Origin of the sequence: Undibacterium sp. Ji49W (assembly GCF_049340205.1) — a bacterium.
In the GTDB taxonomy this organism is placed as follows: Bacteria; Pseudomonadota; Gammaproteobacteria; order Burkholderiales; family Burkholderiaceae_D; genus Undibacterium.
On sequence record NZ_JBMPOW010000004.1, the window covers coordinates 44,823 to 63,680 of the forward strand.

14 protein-coding genes are annotated in these 18,858 nt (G+C 52.5%); 12 read left to right on the forward strand and 2 right to left on the reverse strand.

The window, feature by feature from the left end:
• Positions 1-89: 89 nt before the first annotated feature.
• Positions 90-2,360 (reverse strand): LPS-assembly protein LptD, encoded by a 2,271-nt coding sequence (locus ACO0LK_RS05970; protein WP_422973125.1) that lies wholly within the window; start codon positions 2,358-2,360, stop codon positions 90-92.
• A gap of 261 nt (positions 2,361-2,621) precedes the next feature.
• Between ACO0LK_RS05970 and ACO0LK_RS05975 the strand changes: the two genes are divergently transcribed.
• From ACO0LK_RS05975 to ACO0LK_RS06000, 6 genes are all read left to right on the forward strand, one after another.
• Entirely contained in the window at positions 2,622-3,572 is a 951-nt protein-coding gene (locus tag ACO0LK_RS05975; RefSeq protein WP_422973586.1) for an aminoglycoside phosphotransferase family protein, read from the forward strand.
• Between the two features lie 12 nt (positions 3,573-3,584).
• Positions 3,585-4,304 (forward strand): N-acetylmuramate alpha-1-phosphate uridylyltransferase MurU, encoded by a 720-nt coding sequence (gene murU / locus ACO0LK_RS05980; protein ID WP_422973126.1) that lies wholly within the window; start codon positions 3,585-3,587, stop codon positions 4,302-4,304.
• A complete protein-coding gene (locus tag ACO0LK_RS05985; RefSeq protein ID WP_422973127.1) occupies positions 4,301-5,671 on the forward strand; it encodes an aminopeptidase P N-terminal domain-containing protein in 1,371 nt (456 codons plus the stop codon). Before murU ends, ACO0LK_RS05985 begins: the two co-directional genes overlap by 4 nt.
• A gap of 13 nt (positions 5,672-5,684) precedes the next feature.
• Entirely contained in the window at positions 5,685-6,890 is a 1,206-nt protein-coding gene (locus tag ACO0LK_RS05990; protein WP_422973129.1) for an FAD-dependent monooxygenase, read from the forward strand.
• A 96-nt stretch (positions 6,891-6,986) separates the two neighbouring features.
• Positions 6,987-7,199 carry a hypothetical protein gene (locus tag ACO0LK_RS05995; protein WP_422973131.1) on the forward strand — a complete coding sequence of 71 codons (213 nt, stop codon included), beginning with the start codon at positions 6,987-6,989 and terminating at the stop codon, positions 7,197-7,199.
• 362 nt (positions 7,200-7,561) lie between these two features.
• Positions 7,562-9,208, forward strand: coding sequence for an S-layer protein (locus ACO0LK_RS06000; protein WP_422973133.1), 1,647 nt, complete (start codon positions 7,562-7,564; stop codon positions 9,206-9,208).
• 113 nt (positions 9,209-9,321) lie between these two features.
• Here ACO0LK_RS06000 and ACO0LK_RS06005 read toward each other — a convergent pair whose 3' ends face one another.
• A complete protein-coding gene (locus ACO0LK_RS06005; RefSeq protein ID WP_422973135.1) occupies positions 9,322-9,777 on the reverse strand; it encodes an Lrp/AsnC family transcriptional regulator in 456 nt (151 codons plus the stop codon).
• Between the two features lie 394 nt (positions 9,778-10,171).
• Here ACO0LK_RS06005 and ACO0LK_RS06010 point away from each other — a divergent pair, with 394 nt between their 5' ends.
• The 6 genes from ACO0LK_RS06010 to ACO0LK_RS06035 all read left to right on the forward strand — a co-directional run bounded on the left by ACO0LK_RS06010 (position 10,172) and on the right by ACO0LK_RS06035 (position 18,802).
• Positions 10,172-11,245, forward strand: a complete 1,074-nt coding sequence (locus ACO0LK_RS06010) for an ornithine cyclodeaminase (RefSeq protein WP_422973137.1) — start codon at positions 10,172-10,174, stop codon at positions 11,243-11,245.
• A 32-nt stretch (positions 11,246-11,277) separates the two neighbouring features.
• Entirely contained in the window at positions 11,278-12,189 is a 912-nt protein-coding gene (gene rocF / locus ACO0LK_RS06015) for an arginase (protein WP_422973139.1), read from the forward strand.
• 138 nt (positions 12,190-12,327) lie between these two features.
• Entirely contained in the window at positions 12,328-12,741 is a 414-nt protein-coding gene (locus ACO0LK_RS06020; protein ID WP_422973141.1) for a hypothetical protein, read from the forward strand.
• 72 nt (positions 12,742-12,813) lie between these two features.
• Positions 12,814-14,118, forward strand: a complete 1,305-nt coding sequence (locus tag ACO0LK_RS06025) for a TolC family protein (protein ID WP_422973143.1) — start codon at positions 12,814-12,816, stop codon at positions 14,116-14,118.
• The gene (locus tag ACO0LK_RS06030; protein WP_422973145.1) at positions 14,115-15,689 is read left to right on the forward strand and encodes an efflux RND transporter periplasmic adaptor subunit; all 1,575 of its coding nucleotides are present in this window, start codon (positions 14,115-14,117) and stop codon (positions 15,687-15,689) included. The genes ACO0LK_RS06025 and ACO0LK_RS06030 overlap by 4 nt, the downstream gene beginning before the upstream one ends.
• Positions 15,686-18,802, forward strand: coding sequence for an efflux RND transporter permease subunit (locus ACO0LK_RS06035; RefSeq protein ID WP_422973147.1), 3,117 nt, complete (start codon positions 15,686-15,688; stop codon positions 18,800-18,802). The genes ACO0LK_RS06030 and ACO0LK_RS06035 overlap by 4 nt, the downstream gene beginning before the upstream one ends.
• Positions 18,803-18,858: the final 56 nt, after the last annotated feature.

Sequence of the window (18,858 nt, forward strand, 5' to 3'; positions counted from 1 at the left end):
ATATACACGTTAGCACCCGTTTCATAAACAGCGCAGGCCATTCAATCACCGGTGACGGCTACTACAATTGTTATTACAGCAAAAAATATCTACCGTTCGTTGATCGGCTGATAACCCGAAATATTTTTCCTCAAGGCATCAATTGGATTGCCACCGAAGCCCAGACGGGCCAGGCCATTCAATTCCAGCTGAATTGAGAAGCCCGACGTGTTATTGACACTATTCGTCGCAAAACGTTGCGCCAGGAAACGCAGGGACCAGCAATCTGCCTTGTATTCGAAGCCCAGCAAGCCATCCACCATGCGTTTATCCATGATGGAATAATTACTGCGCCCCACCATGTACCAGCGATCGGCCATTGGCCATTGTGCCGACAGATCCACTTGCTCCAGCGTGTTGCGCTGATAACGGTAGGCCAGGTTCAGCACCTTTTTAGGTGAAGGCTGCCAGCGGATACCATAGTTGGAACGCACTGACTGGCGGTCAGTCTGACTCAGTTGCAGGGCCATCTCGCCGCTCAGGGTAGATGACAGTTTGCCTACGGCTGCCAGCAACAGATCAGAACGACTTGGGCTGACGGTATTGTCCAGCGTGACTTTCTGGGTATTGAAATAAAAGCGCTGGCCTATGGCCAGTTTCAGGCTTTCATCGCCATTACCCTCAATAAAACGCGAAATCAGGGCCGCCGTGATCTGGTTGGAATCACCTATCCTATCCTGGCCGGTGAAACGGTTTTCACTGAAAATCTGGGCAAAGTTAAAATCGGCAACCGCGCTGTCAAAATTCGGCATGTTCGACTGATCGCGGTAAGGCGTGTTCACATAGAACAGGCGCGGCTCCAGCGTCTGCGTCAGGTCGGTATCAAACATCCGGGTCTTGCGTTCAAACACCAGGCCGCTATCGACAGAAAAAGTCGGTACGGCGCGATGGAAATCAGATTCCTGCCCAGGGGCCGGATTCACCAGATGGTAATTGGTCGCGTGGAAGGAAATTTTCGGGATAATGAAAGCACCTGCCTGCACCAGTGGCAAAGACACGCTGGGGTTGATCACCATACGGTCACCACGCACCAGGGTCGGATGCCAGAAGCGCGTCAGAATGGAATCCATGGACCAGTCCAGACCACCTACGTCATGTTGCTCTGCATGCAGTTGCAACTGTGGCAAACGGTCGTAAGGACGGTCAATTGGCGCAGCCAGATCCTGCAAGACCTGGTAGTTCGAAGTTCTGAGTGCCAGGTTCCAGAATGAGCCGTAATACGTCAAATTAGCTTCACGCAACAACAGGCGCTGGGCGGTCTTGGTAATAGTGCGGGAAAAATCGGTAGGATAATTATCATCCGACGCGGTATTGATATTCCACGAAAAATCCAGTTGCGGCAGCAATTTTTGCTGATGCACCGAGGCAATCGCATAACGGTTGGTACCCGTCACGCGGTCATTGAGCAAGCCTTCAACACTGGTTTCACCTGAATAGGTTTCGCCCAGATAACGCCCTTCCAGCCCCAGTTGCAGGCCGCGTCTGGCAATCATTTTGGGGTAGACCGTCAAATCACGGTTGGGCGCAATATTGAAATAATACGGCACTGTCAGTTCTGGCCCACCCTTGGATGACGCCCCCATGATAGGTGGCAGAAAGCCAGAATGGCGCGCCCCCGACAAAGGGAAAGTCAGTGAAGGCGTCGCCAGGATAGGCATGCCAAGAAAATACACCACTGATTTGCCAGCCACACCACGGTCAAGACCAGTATCCAGGTTCAGTGTGTCGGATTGCAGGTACCAGTCAGGGTTCAGGCCTTCACAGGTGCTGTAGGTACCGCTGGTGATGATGGAGCGCTCTTCATCCTGAAAATCAATGCGCTTGGCATGGCCCTGGGCATTATTGCGCAAGAGCCGGTAGACCGGGTTGCTGACGAATCCTGCACCCGAATCAAGTTGCAGGCGCATGGTGTCGCCGCTGTAGCAGTCGCCATAGCGATTCATGCGCACATTGCCGGACGCATCTACCTCATCGTCGAGATTGCTGTACATGGCCTCGTCCGAATTGAGCTTCGTACCGCCCTTGATGACTTCGACATCGCGTTCAAACTTGATAAAGCGTTCTGGCCGGCCATTGAAGGCTTCGGCGCGTATCGTCACAGGCGCGTTTTTATCGTCCTGTTTTGCTTTAGCAAGCTGCAGTTTCTCTTTCTGCGATTTTTCGTCCAGCTGATTTTGTACCTGAGCCTCGGCAGTGATGCCTGAAGTCTGGGTCTGCGCCATCGCCTGGGAAAAATAGGCAGGCACAAGAACCGACACCAGAATCGCCGGGATAGTAGGAAACAACAGCGGTGAATGAGATAATACGGGTTTCCTGCGCATGAATTCAGTGGTCAATAAGCGTTTTGCCAAGTATGCTGGTCGATGTCATACAGACAATCCGCCAGAAATCAGTCGCCTATTATAGGTGAAATGCTGGCAAAACCACTTGAAGTATGCAGACAAACTAACTTCTATTAATATTTATACATGTCCTCATCAGCAATCCCAGCGAATTCTGCAGCATCTGCAGCGATCTCCATCGAAAAAGAACAACGCAAGCAGGCGCTGCGAACCTGGCTTGCAGGTGTAAACGGACATGCAATGAAGCTGGACAGCATACGTGCAGCCTCCGCCGATGCCAGCTTTCGCCAATATTACAGAATTGATACCGAGGACGGTAACAGCCTGATTGCTGTTGATGCCCCACCAGCGACTGAAAATAGCGCTGCCTTTATCAAGATGGCAAATTTATTGAAAAGCATCAACCTGACTGTGCCCGAAGTACTGGCACACGACATAGCACAGGGTTTCTTGCTGGTCACCGATATGGGTATGCATACTTATGGTCAGATATTGAATAGCGACAATGCGCACAAGCTGTATCTGGATGCCATAGACAGCCTGATCCTGTTGCAGGCGCAAAGCCAGCCGGATGTATTACCTGAATATGACCGCCCTTTCCTGCTGCGCGAATTGAATATCTTTAAAGAATGGTATGTCGCCAAACATCTGGGTGTGACCCTGACGGATACGCAAAATGCTACGCTCGATAAGGTATTTGATCACTTGCTGGCCAGCGCACTGGCGCAGCCGCAAGTGTATGTGCACCGCGATTACCATTCACGCAATCTGATGTGGATGGACAAGGGTAACCCCGGCATTATCGATTTTCAGGATGCCGTCTACGGCCCCATCACCTATGACCTGGTATCGCTGTTGCGCGACGCCTATGTACAGTGGGATGAGGAAATCGTGCTCGACTGGGCCATACGCTATTGGGAAAAAGCCAAGCGTGCCGGCTTGCCAGTGGCACCCGATATTGACAGTTTCTACCGCGATTTTGAATGGATGGGCTTGCAGCGCCATCTGAAGATTCTTGGCATCTTCGCCCGTCTGTCACACCGTGATGGTAAACATCATTACATAGGCGATATCCCTACTGTGATGGAATACGTGCGCAAGACTTCACACCGTTACAAGGAACTAATCCCGCTGCTGCGCCTGCTGGACGAACTGCAAGACAACGCGCCGCAAGTTGGCTATACCTTCTAAGGGCCCGTCATCATGAAAGCCATGTTACTTGCCGCCGGGCGCGGCGAACGTATGCGCCCCTTGACTGATAGCTGCCCCAAGCCTTTGCTGAAAGTGCGTGGCAGGCCCCTGATCGTCTGGCATATCCTGAACCTGGTAAAGGCCGGCATCACCGAGATGGTCATCAATCATGCCCATCTGGGTCATATGATAGAAGATGCCCTGGGTGATGGTTCCCGTTTCGGCGCAAAAATCCAGTACTCTGCCGAAGAGCAGCCACTGGAAACCGCAGGCGGTATTGCCAAGGCCTTACACTTGCTGGGTGATGATCCCTTCATCGTGGTGTCTGGCGATATCTATATCCCGCATTTCAATTTTGCTGAATGTCTGAATACCCTGGAAGAAAATGATCCATGGGGTAATCCACATACGGCAGACAAGCGTGATATTGCATGGCTGTATATGGTCAAGAACCCCAGTTTCCACCCTGGCGGTGATTTTGCGCTGACCCTGATGGGCCTGGCAAATGAAGGCTCACCACGGCATACCTTTGGCAATATCGGCGTGTACCGGCCTGAGATGTTCCATGCCATACGCCCCGGTGTCCATGCAAAGCTGGGCCCCTTGCTGCGTGAATATATTGATGCAGGCCGCATCGGTGGTGAACTGTATCGCGGCGAGTGGCATAATCTGGGTACCCCTGATCAACTGGAAGCGCTGAATGCGCCCCTGAACTTCAAAGGATCAGCATGAGCTTATCACCTCTGTCTACTATACCTGCGCTGCCCTGCTATATCAGCCGTCGCCAGCAACTGCAGGCGCAGATGCTGGCACAAGGCGGTGGTGTTGCCGTCATCCCCACTGCACGTGAATTGATACGCAACAACGACAACACCTTCCCTTTCCGGCACGATAGCCATTTTTATTACCTGTCCGGTTTCAATGAACCGGAAGCCATTATCGTGCTCGTCGCCACTGCTGATCAGCAGCAAGCCATTCTGTTTTGTCGTGAAAAAAATCCCGAACGTGAAATCTGGGATGGCTTTCGCTATGGCCCGCAGGCGGCAGAAAAAGAATTTGGTTTCGATGCAGCCTATCCCATTGACAGTCTGGCTGAAAAACTGCCAGAGCTGCTGGCCGATGCCCACAAGCTGTTTTACAGCAGCGCCATGGAACCGCATATCGATGAACAGTTGCAGCAAAGCCTGCAAGCCGTACGAGCCAAAAGCCGCAGCGGTATCCGCGCACCAGCCATCACAGTCGATGTGCGAGAACTGATCGACGAAATGCGCCTGTTCAAGGATGCCACTGAAATCGCATTGATGCAGCGCGCCGCCAGCATTTCCGGCATGGCCCATGCACGTGCCATGCGCAGTGTGCAGCCCGGTAAATATGAATATGAACTGGAAGCCGAACTGCTGCATGAATTCCGCCGTCAGGGTGCACAGTCACCGGCGTATGGCTCCATCGTTGCCACCGGTGGCAATGCCTGCATCTTGCACTACCAGAGCAACCAGGCGCAGATACAGGATGGCGACCTGGTGCTGATCGACGCTGGCTGTGAATACGACAGCTACGCATCTGACATCACCCGTACTTTCCCAGCAAACGGCAAGTTCAGCACGGCACAGCAACGCCTGTATGAAATCGTGCTGGCCGCGCAACAGGCCGCCATGGATTGTGCCCGCCCTGGCTCACGTTATATGGATGGGCATCATGCCGCCGTGCGCGTACTGACCCAGGGCATGCTTGATACCGGCCTACTGGATAAGAACAAGGCAGGCAGCCTTGATGACGCCATCAGCAGTTCAGCTTACCGGCAGTTCTATATGCATGGCACCGGCCACTGGCTGGGGCTGGATGTACATGATGTCGGCAATTATCGGGAAAATGAAAAAGTCGGCGATGAAAAACCTTACCGCCTGTTGCAGACCGGCATGGTCATCACCATAGAACCCGGCATTTACGTTCGGCCTGCCGAAGGCGTACCGCAAGAATACTGGAACACCGGCATACGCATAGAAGACGATATCCTGATCACCGCAGACGGCCACCTGAACCTGAGTCGTGACACGCCCAAGACCGTGGCAGAAATTGAAGCAGAAATGCGCAGGCATTAAGATACCAAGCCCTATGGATCAAATCATCAATGATGTGGATATCGCGATTTGCGGTGCCGGCCCGGTAGGCCAGACACTGGCCCTGTTGCTACACCAACAGGGTTTCAAGGCAGATCGCATTGCCCTGTTCGATGGCAAAACCGCAGAACAGGCCGAGCAGGATGCACGCTCCATCGCTCTGTCGTATGGCAGCAGGCAAATCCTGGAATCTGCCAAAGCCTGGCCCATCAAGGTGACCGCCATCAGCGAAATCCATGTCTCACGCCGTGGCCATTTTGGCCGCAGCCTGATGCGCGCCAGCGACTATGATTTACCGGCACTGGGCTATGTGGCGCGGTATGGTGACATCATCCACCCGCTGCAACAGGCAATCACACAATCTGGCATTACCATCACGCGGCCACACACCATTACCGCGATTGATGAAATGCCCGACCATGTGCGCCTGAGCCTGCGCCCGGCTGACAGCATGGATACGCAGGCCATCAGCCATATCAGCGCCGGCATCGTGATACAGGCCGAAGGCGGTACCTTTTGTGACCAGCAGCAAAGAACACAACACCACGATTACCAGCAAACCGCCCTCATCGCCCATGTGAATACCGACGCCCAGATCGCCGGGCGTGCATTTGAACGTTTTACTGAACAGGGCCCGCTGGCCCTGCTGCCACAGGAAGATGGCTATGCCCTGGTATGGTGTGTCAGGCCAGAGCAGGCCAGCCACTTGCTGGCGCTGGATGACGCCGCATTCAGGCAAGCGCTGCAAACAGCATTTGGCAATCGTTTGGGCAATGTCATCAAAACCTCGGCACGCCTGTCCTATCCGCTGGGCCTGAATGCCCAGGCGCAGGCCACTGCCCGCACGGTTGCCATTGGCAATGCAGCCCAGACCCTGCACCCGGTGGCAGGCCAGGGCCTGAACCTGGGTTTGCGTGACAGCCTCGTATTGGCCCGCACGTTGGCACGCACGCTGGCCCAGCATACCAAGGACAGCGCCGCCATGACCGATCCCGCTGCTGCCTTGCAAGCCTACCTGGCGGAACGCCAGGCCGACAGAAAACTGACGATACGCATTACCGACAGCATGGCCCGCGCCTTTGCCAGCAGCCCTGATGGCTCCTTCAACCAGGCACTGCTTGGACTGGGATTGGGTGCACTGGACCTCATCAAGCCAGCAAAAAAAATGCTGGCGGAACAAATGATGTATGGCTGGCGTTGAGTGTTTTCAGGTATCCATATCCAATGCAGTAAGGACAAAAATGAAGCAGATGCGGGTATTACTCTATAATCCGCCCTTCAACTGAAAGGAAACACCATGAAATTGCGCATCAAGAGACGTCACCTGAACTATGGCCGTTTGTACAATCACCAACTGGCTGTCGTACTGGAATCTGCATTTGAAGAATTCAAAAGCAATTTTAACGAGCAAGGTGCATCTATTACCGAATCCATCGATTCACTGAAAGACCTGGGTGCAAGCTACCGTAACTTCAAGAAATTTGCCCTGCGCTTCGCCAAGGCACACTAAGTAATACATTTGACGAGTCGTGGCGGATGGCGCACGCCGCCCAGCACGACTCGTACTTCATCGCTGGCGTAATAGCTAATTTCGCTAATCCCATCGCTGACAGCACAAAGTCCAACCCGCCCTGCAATCCCCTATCGAAACAAAGCTGCTTAGCCGCAATGCCATTGTGCATTCGTTCATACTTGGCTCATCCAAACTGCGCTGACATCCCAAAACACATCAATATTCAGTGATGCTTACAAATGAATGAAATCGATTGTAATCCTGTCGTAACAGTCGCCTTTTACAATGCATTCATATACCGCAAATATATTTAATTATCGGTATATGAAAATTAATTGCATCAGAAAAAAGGATTTCCCATGCGCCCCCGTTTTTTGAGTTTGATTGCTCTTTCCTGTGCTGTTCCCTCCGCTGTTTTCTTGCTACATGGCTGCGGTAGTTCTTCTGACAACCCCACGCAAGTACAGAACCCGAATCTACCCGTAAATTCTCAAGCTGGATGGACCACAGGTGACTTGCATGTGCACACCATACAGTCCGACGATGCCCGCACGACGCAAACACTGGATACCGTACTGGACAAGGCTTTCACCAGCTATGGCCTGGACTGGACAGCCATCACCAATCACCTGCGCTCTTCAAAATATGACAATAACGGTGCCCTGCTGGCAAACCCCGTGCCTTTTGCGTATGGCATGGAATCGTATGAAATCCCCAGAATCAAGGCCTTGCAGGCTTCTGGTCGTTATGCAGACAAAACCATCTTCTCTGGTTTTGAATGGGATATGCCCACGCATGATCATCTGGGTGTCAGCATTTTTGATGTGGCAGATGGCAAACTGATTTCATCAACATCAGCGGCCAAGGAATTTCAATATCTGTTTACCACTCTGGAAGACAGCAAATTTGACGCGGCGGATGTCAGCAAGTGGAAAGCGAAATATCCGCAACGTTTCAACAGCACCGCAGCAGATGCCTTGCAAGCCGTTTCCTGGTTGAAGAAAAATTATCCTGACACCAGTTTTATCACCATCAACCATCCTTCGCGCAATCCCGGCAAGTACACGATTGCCGATTTCCGTACGATGAATGACATGGCACCCAACATCATGTTCTCGATAGAAGGCATGGTCGGCAACCAGATGGAACCTGATCGCGGTGGTTATACCTCCAGCTATACCGATGCCAACAAACCAAACCGTGTCTATGGTGGGGTTGATGCCATCGTCGCGCAGGTGGGCGGGGTATGGGATGCCTTGCTTGGCGAGGGGCGCCGTATCTGGAATATTGCCGATTCTGACTCGCATTTTAAGATCGATGATGCAGGCAATAGCAGTGGTTACTTCCCCGGCGAATATGCAAAAAACTATGTGTGGATGAACGACAAGAAAGCTGGCGTTAATGAATTGGTCAAAAGCCTGCAATCAGGGAGAATGTTCAGCGTCTTTGGCGACCTTATCAATGCAATGGAATTCACTGTCAGCAATGTCAACAATGCCAGCGATGTCAAAAACATGGGGCAAGAACTGAAGGTAGCGAACGGCAGCACGGTTGATGTCACCATACGCTTCAAGAGCCCGGCAAAAAATAACTATGAATTTCCGGTTGGCAGCGGCGTATCCGGCAACAAGGCACCGAAAGTGGATCATGTGGATCTGATCGTGGGTGATGTTGGCAGCAAGGCGGCACCGGATTCCAGCGCCTACAATGTGGCGACCAATCCCAGTACCAAGGTCTTGAAACGCTTTACCAGCGCTGACTGGAAAACAGATGCAGATGGTTACAACGTCATCAAGTACCAGATGGTCGTACAGAAAAACCAGTACCTGCGCCTGCGCGGCACCAACCTGGGCGTCAACGTCGCAGACATGACGGACAATGGCGAGCCTTTGGCTGACGCAAAAATCACGACTACAGACAATCCAACACGTCACAATCAGATCAATGATCGCAACTACGCCAGCCTGTGGTTCTATTCCAATCCCGTCTTTGTGAGCGTGAATTAAGACGTATTGACAGATTCTGTCCGGCAAAACCCAGAGCAGATTATCGCTCTGGAAGCCGGACAGAAGCTTGTGCTATCCAGCGCCTGCCAGTCATGCAGCCTGCCCTGCATGGCCTAATCTATCGGCAAACCACTGACTGGCTTGATTTCTTCCATGCAAATCATTGACCTTAAAGATGCCACACCCGGCACCTGCATCAACGTGTCCGTCAGGAATTGCGACAGATTTTTCAAGTCACTGGCAACCACCTTCAGTATGTAATCAAAGTCGCCTGAAATGGTATGGCACTCTATGATTTGGGGGAAGGCTTTCAACTGACGTTCCACTTCGCGCACATTGCGGAACTGTTCACGGTCCAGTGACAGGTTCACAAAAGCCATGACGCCCAGGCCCAATGCTTCCGGTGCCACCTGGGCGACATAGGCGCGTATCACGCCTTTTTCTTCCAACGTCCTGACACGCCGCAAGGTCTGTGGTGCCGACAGATGAATGCGCTCAGCCAGGCTCAGATTACTCATACGGCCATCTTGTTGCAGATGACGCAGGATACTGCGGTCATATACGTCCATTTTAAACTCCTGATTTTCAGTATATTTTACCAATTTCAATATATAAGAAATTTAAACACATAATTTTTTAAAATGTGAAATTAAATTTCTATTTACATGAAATTTACATCTTATTTAGCAATCTAATTCTTGCTGCCGCTGGCTACAATGGATAACAGAATACATAGCACAACAGGTGCATAAGAGCCTGATGCGAAATGGGTCTGGTGGATTTCAGCAAGCTTTGTCCTTCCTGGAAGGAACAACTTGGAAATCTCGCAACATCAGGAAAACCAGGGTGATTTCGCAATAGCCTCTCAAATGTGTTCCCGCCAGTCCGCCCGGACTTACGCAAAAATTGCCTCAGCAAGGCAGCTTTGCCCGAGTCTGGTATTTACAACATACGGAGAACATCATGGTGACCTTCATCGGCACGCAAGAAATGCAAAACCACTTGAAAAAAACCCGGCTTGAAGACGCCATCACACGACTGGCCGGCATGATCAAGGAAGATTATTTACGCTGGCAGGCTTTTGACAAGTCGGCACGGGTGGCCAATCACTCTGACGTGGGTGTCATAGAATTGATGCCTATTTCCGACGGCACACAATATTCCTTCAAATATGTGAATGGCCACCCCAAAAATACCCAGTCTGGCTTGCTGACGGTCACCGCCTTTGGCGTACTGGCCGATGTCAGTACCGGCTACCCTCACCTGCTGTCTGAACTGACATTGACCACCGCCATCCGTACGGCCGCCACTTCGGCACTGGCAGCTACCTATATGGCCAGACCAGACAGCCGCAGCATGGCGCTGATTGGCAATGGTGCGCAAAGCGAGTTCCAGGCAATTGCGTTTCATGCCATGCTGGGCATCACCGAGTTGCGTGTGTATGACATCGACCCTGCGGCAACCGACAAATTAATCCATAATTTGCGCATGTATCCTGCATTGCGGGTGATACGCGCCAGTTCCACTGCTGAAGCAGTCAAGGGTGCAGATATCGTGACCACGGTCACGGCAGATAAAACCAATGCCATCATACTGACACCGGACATGATAGAACCCGGCATGCACGTCAATGGCGTCGGTGGCGATTGCCCCGGAAAGACCGAATTACACGCCGACATTTTGCATCGTGCCCATGTCGTGGTTGAATATGAACCGCAATCCAGGATAGAGGGTGAATTACAACAAATGCCGGCAGATTTCCAGGTAACCGAATTGTGGACTATCCTCGCAGGCAAGGCATCTGGCCGTACGCATGCAGAACAGGTCACGGTATTTGATTCTGTCGGTTTTGCGCTGGAAGATTTTTCTGCCATGCGCTATCTTGAAAAATATGTGATGCATGCCAATTCACCCGTGCTCGATCTGATACCCGAAATGATGAACCCGAAAGATTTGTTTGGCATGGGAATGGCAGGTAATACAATGACTAATCCGGCACGCAGCACAACTGCTAATGCCGTACCGATAAACGCCTGATCCAGGCACTACAGCAAGAACGAAACCAGAGAATGAAAACCATTTCCTTGATTGGGGCACCAACCGATGTTGGCGCAAGCGTCAGAGGCGCGGGCATGGGGCCCGACGCATTGCGTGTGGCGGGCCTGAACGAAGCCCTGACGGCACGTGGCCTGAAAGTCATCGACCATGGCAACCTGCATGGCCCTGCCAACCCCTGGGAACAACCCGTCAACGGCCTGCGTCACCTGAAAGAAGCCATATACTGGAACCAGGCAGTGTATGACGCCGTCGACCAGGCTTTGCGTGACGGCCACATGCCCATGATGCTGGGTGGCGATCATTGTCTGGCGATAGGTTCCATCAGCGCGGTGGCCGCCCATTGCCGCCGCGCGGGCAAAAAGCTGCGCGTATTGTGGTTTGATGCCCATGCCGACAGTAATCTGTCCACCATCAGCCCCACCGGCAATATCCACGGCATGCCAGTCGCCTGCCTGATGGGTCATGGTCCGAAAGAGTTGATCAACTACGCTGGCCATACGCCAGCCATACAAGCCACCGACATCCGCCTGATCGGCATACGCAGTGTAGACGATGGTGAACGGCGCTTCATCCACGAAATGGGTATGCAGGTATTCGATATGCGCTATATCGATGAATATGGCATGCGCAATGTCATGTCTTCGGCCCTGGCTAATCTCGACAGCAATACCCATCTGCATGTGAGCTTTGACCTCGACTGTCTGGACCCGGGCATTGCACCCGGCGTCGGTACCGCAGTCCTGGGTGGCCCAACTTATCGCGAAGCGCAGTTATGTATGGAAATGGTAGCAGACACCGGCTTGATGGCATCGCTGGACGTGGTCGAACTGAACCCGGCACTGGACATCCGCAACCAGACCGCCGTACTGGCGGTGGACCTGATCGAGAGCCTGTTTGGTAAATCTACGCTGGTCAGAATGTAAATTTGCCAGCAGCTTATAATAAAAAACTTAGCGTGTTGATAAGCTGCTGGCATGATATAGCTCAAGTGAATACTGACTTAACTTGACGCAAAAAGTCTGACTCTCTATGATGCATTGAGTGAAATTATTACGTTCTCCATGAAACTATCCCGTCCATCCCGCCTGGCAGCAGTGTTCATTGCACTGTTCAGCATGCTGTTCATGCAGCTTGCCCTGGCTTCGTACGCCTGTCCGGGTATGGTGATGGAGAGTAGTCAGGGTAACGCCCAGGTATCCCCATTCACGGACAATACGTCGATGCCTGGATGCGAAGGGATGGACAAGGAACAACCTGGCCTGTGTCATGCCCATGCCCAAGACGAATGGAGCAAACAATCCCTCGATAAGCCATCAATGCCTGCTGTGCAGGTATTCACACCAGCAGGCATGGTATTGGTGATAGAGGTTGCAGATTTCACGATAGCCGTACCGCAAACAACAACTGCTTCCCGTTTGTTGAGCCATACGACAGCCCCTCCGATTGCCATACGCAACTGCTGTTTCCGTATTTAAATTTCCAGATAGCCCTTTCTGACCGGCACGCTTATCAGAGCGTCTTGTTATCTATTGCTGTCTGGAGTTTCCATGTTATTTTCTTACGTCACCCCACATCGTGGGCGGCCACATCCTGTCCGGGTAGCTGCACTTGTGGGCATACTCGCTTTATCTCCATTGACAGCTTTGGCGCTGGACTTTCCTCTGACGCTGGGGCAGGCGCAACAGCTGGCCGTGGCGCGGTCCCGGCAACTCAATGCACATGGTCTGGCAGTCACTGCTGCGCGCGAAATGGCAGTTGCCGCTGGCCAGTTGCCAGATCCGGTACTGAAGGTAGGTATCGATAATCTGCCGGTCAGTGGCACTGACCGCGGTAGCCTGACCAGTGATTTCATGACCATGCGCCGCGTTGGCATAATGCAGGAAATTACCCGGGCAGACAAACGACAACTGCGCGCTGAACGCTATGACCGTAGCGCCGACAAAGCCCTGGCAGAAAAAACCGCCGGTATCGCAACCATTCAGCGTGAAACAGCAATCGCCTGGCTGGATCGTTATTTCGCCGAGCAAATGTTGACGCTGGTGACAGAACAGGTCCAACAGGCGAAACTGGAAATTGAAGCCACCGAAGCCGCTTATCGCGGAGGCCGCAGCAGCCAGGCAGATGTGTTTGCAGCGCGCACCGCGCTCGCCATGGCGAATGATCGTGCCAGCGAATTTCAAAAGAAATTAAAAACTGCCAAAACCACGCTAGCACGCTGGACCGGTGATACATCCGATATCGCACTGGCAGGCAAACCCAATGTTGACAGTATCGGATTAGACCAGATGTCGCTGGAGACTTCATTGGCACATCACCCACAGATTGCCGTCTTGAACAGGCAGACTGAAATTGCTGAGGCCGACGCCAGGCTGGCTGCGGCCAATAAAAAATCCGACTGGACCGTAGAAGTGGCAATCCAGCAGCGCGGCCCCGCCTATTCGAATATGGTATCCATAGGCCTGTCCCTGCCTTTTCAGTGGGACCAAAAAAACCGGCAAGACCGGGAGCTGTCGTCCAAACTGGCCATGCTGGACCAGTCCAAAGCTGAACGTGACGAAATGCTGAGAGCCCATATTGCTGAAACCAAAATCATGATTGAAGAATGGCAAAACAATCGTGAACGCGCCACCCGCTATGAGCGTGAACTGATCCCGTTGGCAAGGGAGCGCAGTCGGGCTGTGATGGCTGCCTACCGGGGCGGCAAGTCCAATCTCAATGATGTATTGGCAGCTAGCCGCAATGAACTCGACACCCATCTGCAAACGCTGCAATTGCAGGCTGACGCTGCACGTTTGTGGGCTCAACTGAATTTTCTGATTCCTGTCGACACCATGAACAAGGATATGCCATGAACAACAAAAATGTCATCATTGTGCTTGCCGTCGCCAGCGCTTTTGTCATCAGCGGTTATGGTTTGTATCAATTCGGTCTCCGTCAGGGAACACGAGCTGCGGCCAAAGAAACAGGCAATACGGCAACGACTAAAAGCGATGGCAACAATAGAAAGATCTTGTACTGGCATGACCCCATGGTCCCAGGTCAAAAGTTTGACAAGCCAGGTAAATCACCCTTCATGGATATGCAACTGGTGCCGGTGTATGCTGATGGTGCCAATGGTGCTGATAGTGCTGATAGTGCTGATAGTGCTGATGGTTCCAAAAGCGCAGATCAGGGCAGCGTCAATATCAGCCCGCGGGTACAACAGAATCTGGGTATCCGCGTCGCCGAGGTCAGCAAAGGTAATTTAACTTCTCCAGTAAGCACTATCGGTACCGTAGCCTATAACGAACGCGACGTCGCCCTGGTACAGGCGCGCAGCAACGGTTTCGTTGAAAAACTCTATGTACGCGCCCCTCTGGATATTGTCAGGAAGGGGCAGCCCCTGGTTGAATTGTATGTTCCAGACTGGGTGGCAGCACAGGAAGAATACCTGACCGCCCGACGCATGCAAGCTACAGGCATCGCTGATTTGCAAGAAGCCGCGCAACAACGTATGCGCCTGGTCGGCATGAATGATGAGCAAATCCGTCAGGTGACCATCGGTGGCAAAGTGCATCCACGTATCACCATTACCGCGCCGGTCAGCGGAGTAATTTCAGAATTGACTGCACGCGAAGGTATGACGGTGGCAACAGGCGCGCCTTTATTCCGTATCAACGGTCTGGCCACGATCTGGGTCAATGCCGACATACCAGAAAACCTGGCAGCCCTGGTGCATATGGGCAATAGCGTGGAAGCGCGCACGCCGTCTTTGCCTGGCGTGTCCTTCCAGGGCAAGGTCAGCACCATCCTGCCACAAGTTGATAGCACCACCCGTACCTTGAAGGCACGTATAGAACTGGCCAACCCCAACGGCACCTTGGTGCCTGGTATGTTTGCCACGCTGAACTTTCATTCCGGACTACACAAAGATGTCTTGCTGGTACCGACAGAAGCAGTGATTGCAACCGGAACACGTCATGTGGTGATGCTGGCACAGGGTGATGGAAAATTCATACCTGTCGACGTAGAAACTGGTGCAGAGGCAAGTGGTCAGACTGAAATCCGCAAGGGCCTGGAGGCTGGACAAAAGGTAGTCGTTTCCGGTCAATTCCTGATTGATTCCGAGGCCAGCCTGAAAGGAACCGCAACCCGCATGGGCGTTACACCAGCAGCGAATGCAGCAGACATGAGCAAGGCCAACAACACGATACATCATGGCAGTGGCAAAGTTGAAAAAATATATAAGAATGAAATCACGCTATCGCACGGCCCTATCGCCAGTCTGGGATGGGATGCGATGACCATGGCCTTTAAGCTTCCCGCCAGCGGTTTGCCGCGCAACGTAAAAATCGGTGACACGGTGATGTTTGATATACGTCAGTTACAGGACGGTGACTACCAGATTGTCTCTGTTTCTCCAACGGCAGAGGCACAGAAATGATCGCCAAACTGATACGCTGGTCGATTGCCAATCGCTTCCTGGTCCTGCTGGCTACTCTCATTGTCACGGCCTGGGGTGTCTGGTCACTGTCCCGCACACCGCTGGATGCGATTCCTGATCTGTCAGATGTGCAGGTAATTATCCGCACCAGTTATCCCGGTCAGGCACCGCAAATTGTCGAAAATCAAATCACATATCCCCTGACCACCACCATGCTGTCGGTGCCCGGCGCCAGGACGGTACGCGGTTATTCTTTCTTTGGTGATTCCTTTGTGTATGTGTTGTTTGAAGATGGCACCGACCTGTACTGGGCACGTTCACGTGTGCTGGAATATTTGAATCAGGTGCAGTCACGCCTGCCACCACAGGCCAAAGCCTCGCTTGGCCCAGACGCCACCGGTGTCGGCTGGGTATATGAATATGCGCTGGTGGACCGCAGTGGCAAGATGGACTTGTCACAATTACGGGCGTTACAAGACTGGTTCCTGAAGTACGAATTGAAATCTGTCGCCAATGTGTCCGAGGTGGCGAGCATAGGCGGCATGGTGCGCCAATATCAAGTCCAGCTTGACCCCGACAGGATGCGTGCCTACAACATACCGCACGGCAAAATCATTGAAGCGGTACAAAAGGCCAATCAGGAAACCGGCGGCTCGGTACTGGAGCTGGGTGAGGCCGAATATATGGTGCGTGCCTCTGGCTATCTGAAGTCGCTGGATGATTTTCGCAAGATACCTTTAATGACGACCGATGCCGGTGTATCTGTGCGCCTGGGTGACGTGGCACGCATACAGATCGGACCTGAAATGCGACGCGGCATTGCCGACCTGAATGGTGAAGGCGAAGTGGCCGGTGGTGTCATCATCATGCGATCTGGCAAGAATGCACTGGAAACCATAGAGGCAGTCAAAGCCAAACTGGAAAAACTGAAAGCCAGCCTGCCTCCCGGTGTGGAAGTCATCACGACCTATGACCGCTCCCAACTCATCAGCCGCGCCGTAAAAAACCTGGAAGAGAAATTGATTGAAGAATTCATTGTGGTGGCCATAGTATGCGCGGTCTTCTTATTTCATTTTCGCTCGGCCCTGGTCGCCATCGTCACTTTACCGGTTGGCATCCTGGTTGCCTTTATCGTCATGTATTACCAGGGCGTGAATGCCAATATCATGTCATTGGGAGGCATTGCGATTGCCGTTGGTGCGATGGTTGATGCAGCCGTGGTCATGATAGAGAATGCCCACAAACATATTGAAGCATGGAAGCATACCCACCCAGATGAAAAACTACAGAGTGAAACGCATTGGCGGGTGATCGGTGATGCCGCTGCCGAAGTGGGGCCTGCCCTGTTTTTCTCTTTGCTGATTATTGTCCTGTCTTTTATTCCAGTCTTTACGCTGGAAGCACAGGAAGGGCGACTATTCTCGCCCCTGGCTTTCACCAAAACCTATGCCATGGCAGCCGCTGCCGGTTTGGCTGTGACCCTGATACCCGTATTGATGGGCTATCTTATACGTGGAAAGATTCCTGATGAACATAAGAACCCTCTGAATCGCCTGCTGATCGCTGCGTATCGCCCCTTGCTTGATGTGGTATTGCGTTTTCCCAAACTGACACTGGTACTTGCTGCACTGATAGCAGTCCTTACGGTCTGGCCTCTGGCACGTCTGGGGGGTGAGTTCATGCCCCCTCTTGATGAGGGTGATTTGCTATACATGCCATCTGCATTACCAGGGGTAGGTGCTGGTAAAGTTGCAGAATTACTCCAGCAAACAGATCGTCTGATCAAGACTGTCCCGGAAGTAAAAAGCGTATTCGGCAAAGCTGGTCGCGCCGAAACTGCGACTGACCCTGCCCCTCTGGAAATGTTCGAGACAACCATTCAATTCAAACCCAAAGACCAATGGCGTCCTGGCATGACCACCGATAAGCTGGTGGAAGAGCTGGACCGCATTGTAAAGGTTCCTGGCTTATCCAATATCTGGGTGCCCCCTATCAGGAACCGTATAGACATGCTGGCGACGGGTATCAAGAGCCCTGTGGGTATTAAAGTGGCGGGAACCAGCCTGCAAGAAATCGACAGAGTTACCAGCGATATTGAACGTGTCATCAAAAATGTGCCCGGCGTGTCGTCAGCCCTGGCTGAAAGACTGACTGGTGGACGCTATATCGATATTGATATCAACCGCGATGCCGCAGCGCGTTACGGCCTCAACATTGCTGATGTTCAGAGCATCGTTTCCGCCGCCATTGGCGGCGACAATATTGGTGAAACCATAGAGGGCTTGCAACGCTTCCCCATCAATGTTCGCTATCCGCGAGAAATGCGTGATTCGGTCGAGAAGTTGCGCCAGTTACCTGTACTGACCGAACGTGGCGCACAAATCCGTCTGAGTGATGTTGCTGACATTCATATCAACGACGGCCCCCCCATGTTAAAGAGCGAGAATGCACGTTTGTCGGGATGGGTATATGTTGACATCAGGGATCGTGACCTCAGTTCAGCCGTCCATGAAATGCAAGATGTCGTTGCCAGGGAAGTAAAATTGCCAGCAGCTTATTCGATTACCTGGTCCGGTCAGTTTGAATACCTGGAGCGCGCGGCTGCAAAATTGAAAATCGTTGTTCCAGCAACCTTGCTGATCATCTTTGTATTGTTATACATGACCTTCAAACGCATCGATGAAGCGATACTGATCATGGCAACCCTGCCCTTTGCTTTGGCTGGCGGGCTCTGGTTGCTTTGGGTACTCGGCCACAATCTGTCCGTCGCCAGTGGCGTCGGTTTTATCGCTCTGGCTGGTGTGTCGGCTGAATTCGGCGTCATCATGCTGCTATACCTGAAACATGCCTGGGACGACAGATTAAAAATGGGCAAGAACAGTGAAGCAGACCTGCTCGAAGCAATACGCGAAGGTGCCGTCTTGCGCGTACGCCCTAAGGCCATGACGGTCGCAGTCATTATCGCTGGCCTGGTACCGGTCATGTTTGGCGATGGCAGCGGTTCAGAAGTCATGCAAAGAATCGCCGCTCCCATGATAGGCGGCATGATTACGGCACCTTTGCTGTCGATGTTTGTGGTGCCGGTGGTTTATCTACTCATACGACGTAAATGATGGACCTCCATCACCAATTGGTGCCTGCGACGAGTGCAACTGAACCTCGGATTTTC

Excerpts from the sequence above, each read along its gene's own strand:
- ACO0LK_RS05970 (WP_422973125.1), bottom strand. The coding sequence starts at position 2,360 with ATGCGCAGGAAACCCGTATTATCTCATTCACCGCTGTTGTTTCCTACT.
- ACO0LK_RS05975 (WP_422973586.1), top strand. The coding sequence starts at position 2,622 with ATGAAGCTGGACAGCATACGTGCAGCCTCCGCCGATGCCAGCTTTCGC.
- murU (WP_422973126.1), top strand. The coding sequence starts at position 3,585 with ATGAAAGCCATGTTACTTGCCGCCGGGCGCGGCGAACGTATGCGCCCC.
- ACO0LK_RS05985 (WP_422973127.1), top strand. The coding sequence starts at position 4,301 with ATGAGCTTATCACCTCTGTCTACTATACCTGCGCTGCCCTGCTATATC.
- ACO0LK_RS05990 (WP_422973129.1), top strand. The coding sequence starts at position 5,685 with ATGGATCAAATCATCAATGATGTGGATATCGCGATTTGCGGTGCCGGC.
- ACO0LK_RS05995 (WP_422973131.1), top strand. The coding sequence starts at position 6,987 with ATGAAATTGCGCATCAAGAGACGTCACCTGAACTATGGCCGTTTGTAC.
- ACO0LK_RS06000 (WP_422973133.1), top strand. The coding sequence starts at position 7,562 with ATGCGCCCCCGTTTTTTGAGTTTGATTGCTCTTTCCTGTGCTGTTCCC.
- ACO0LK_RS06005 (WP_422973135.1), bottom strand. The coding sequence starts at position 9,777 with ATGGACGTATATGACCGCAGTATCCTGCGTCATCTGCAACAAGATGGC.
- ACO0LK_RS06010 (WP_422973137.1), top strand. The coding sequence starts at position 10,172 with ATGGTGACCTTCATCGGCACGCAAGAAATGCAAAACCACTTGAAAAAA.
- rocF (WP_422973139.1), top strand. The coding sequence starts at position 11,278 with ATGAAAACCATTTCCTTGATTGGGGCACCAACCGATGTTGGCGCAAGC.
- ACO0LK_RS06020 (WP_422973141.1), top strand. The coding sequence starts at position 12,328 with ATGAAACTATCCCGTCCATCCCGCCTGGCAGCAGTGTTCATTGCACTG.
- ACO0LK_RS06025 (WP_422973143.1), top strand. The coding sequence starts at position 12,814 with ATGTTATTTTCTTACGTCACCCCACATCGTGGGCGGCCACATCCTGTC.
- ACO0LK_RS06030 (WP_422973145.1), top strand. The coding sequence starts at position 14,115 with ATGAACAACAAAAATGTCATCATTGTGCTTGCCGTCGCCAGCGCTTTT.
- ACO0LK_RS06035 (WP_422973147.1), top strand. The coding sequence starts at position 15,686 with ATGATCGCCAAACTGATACGCTGGTCGATTGCCAATCGCTTCCTGGTC.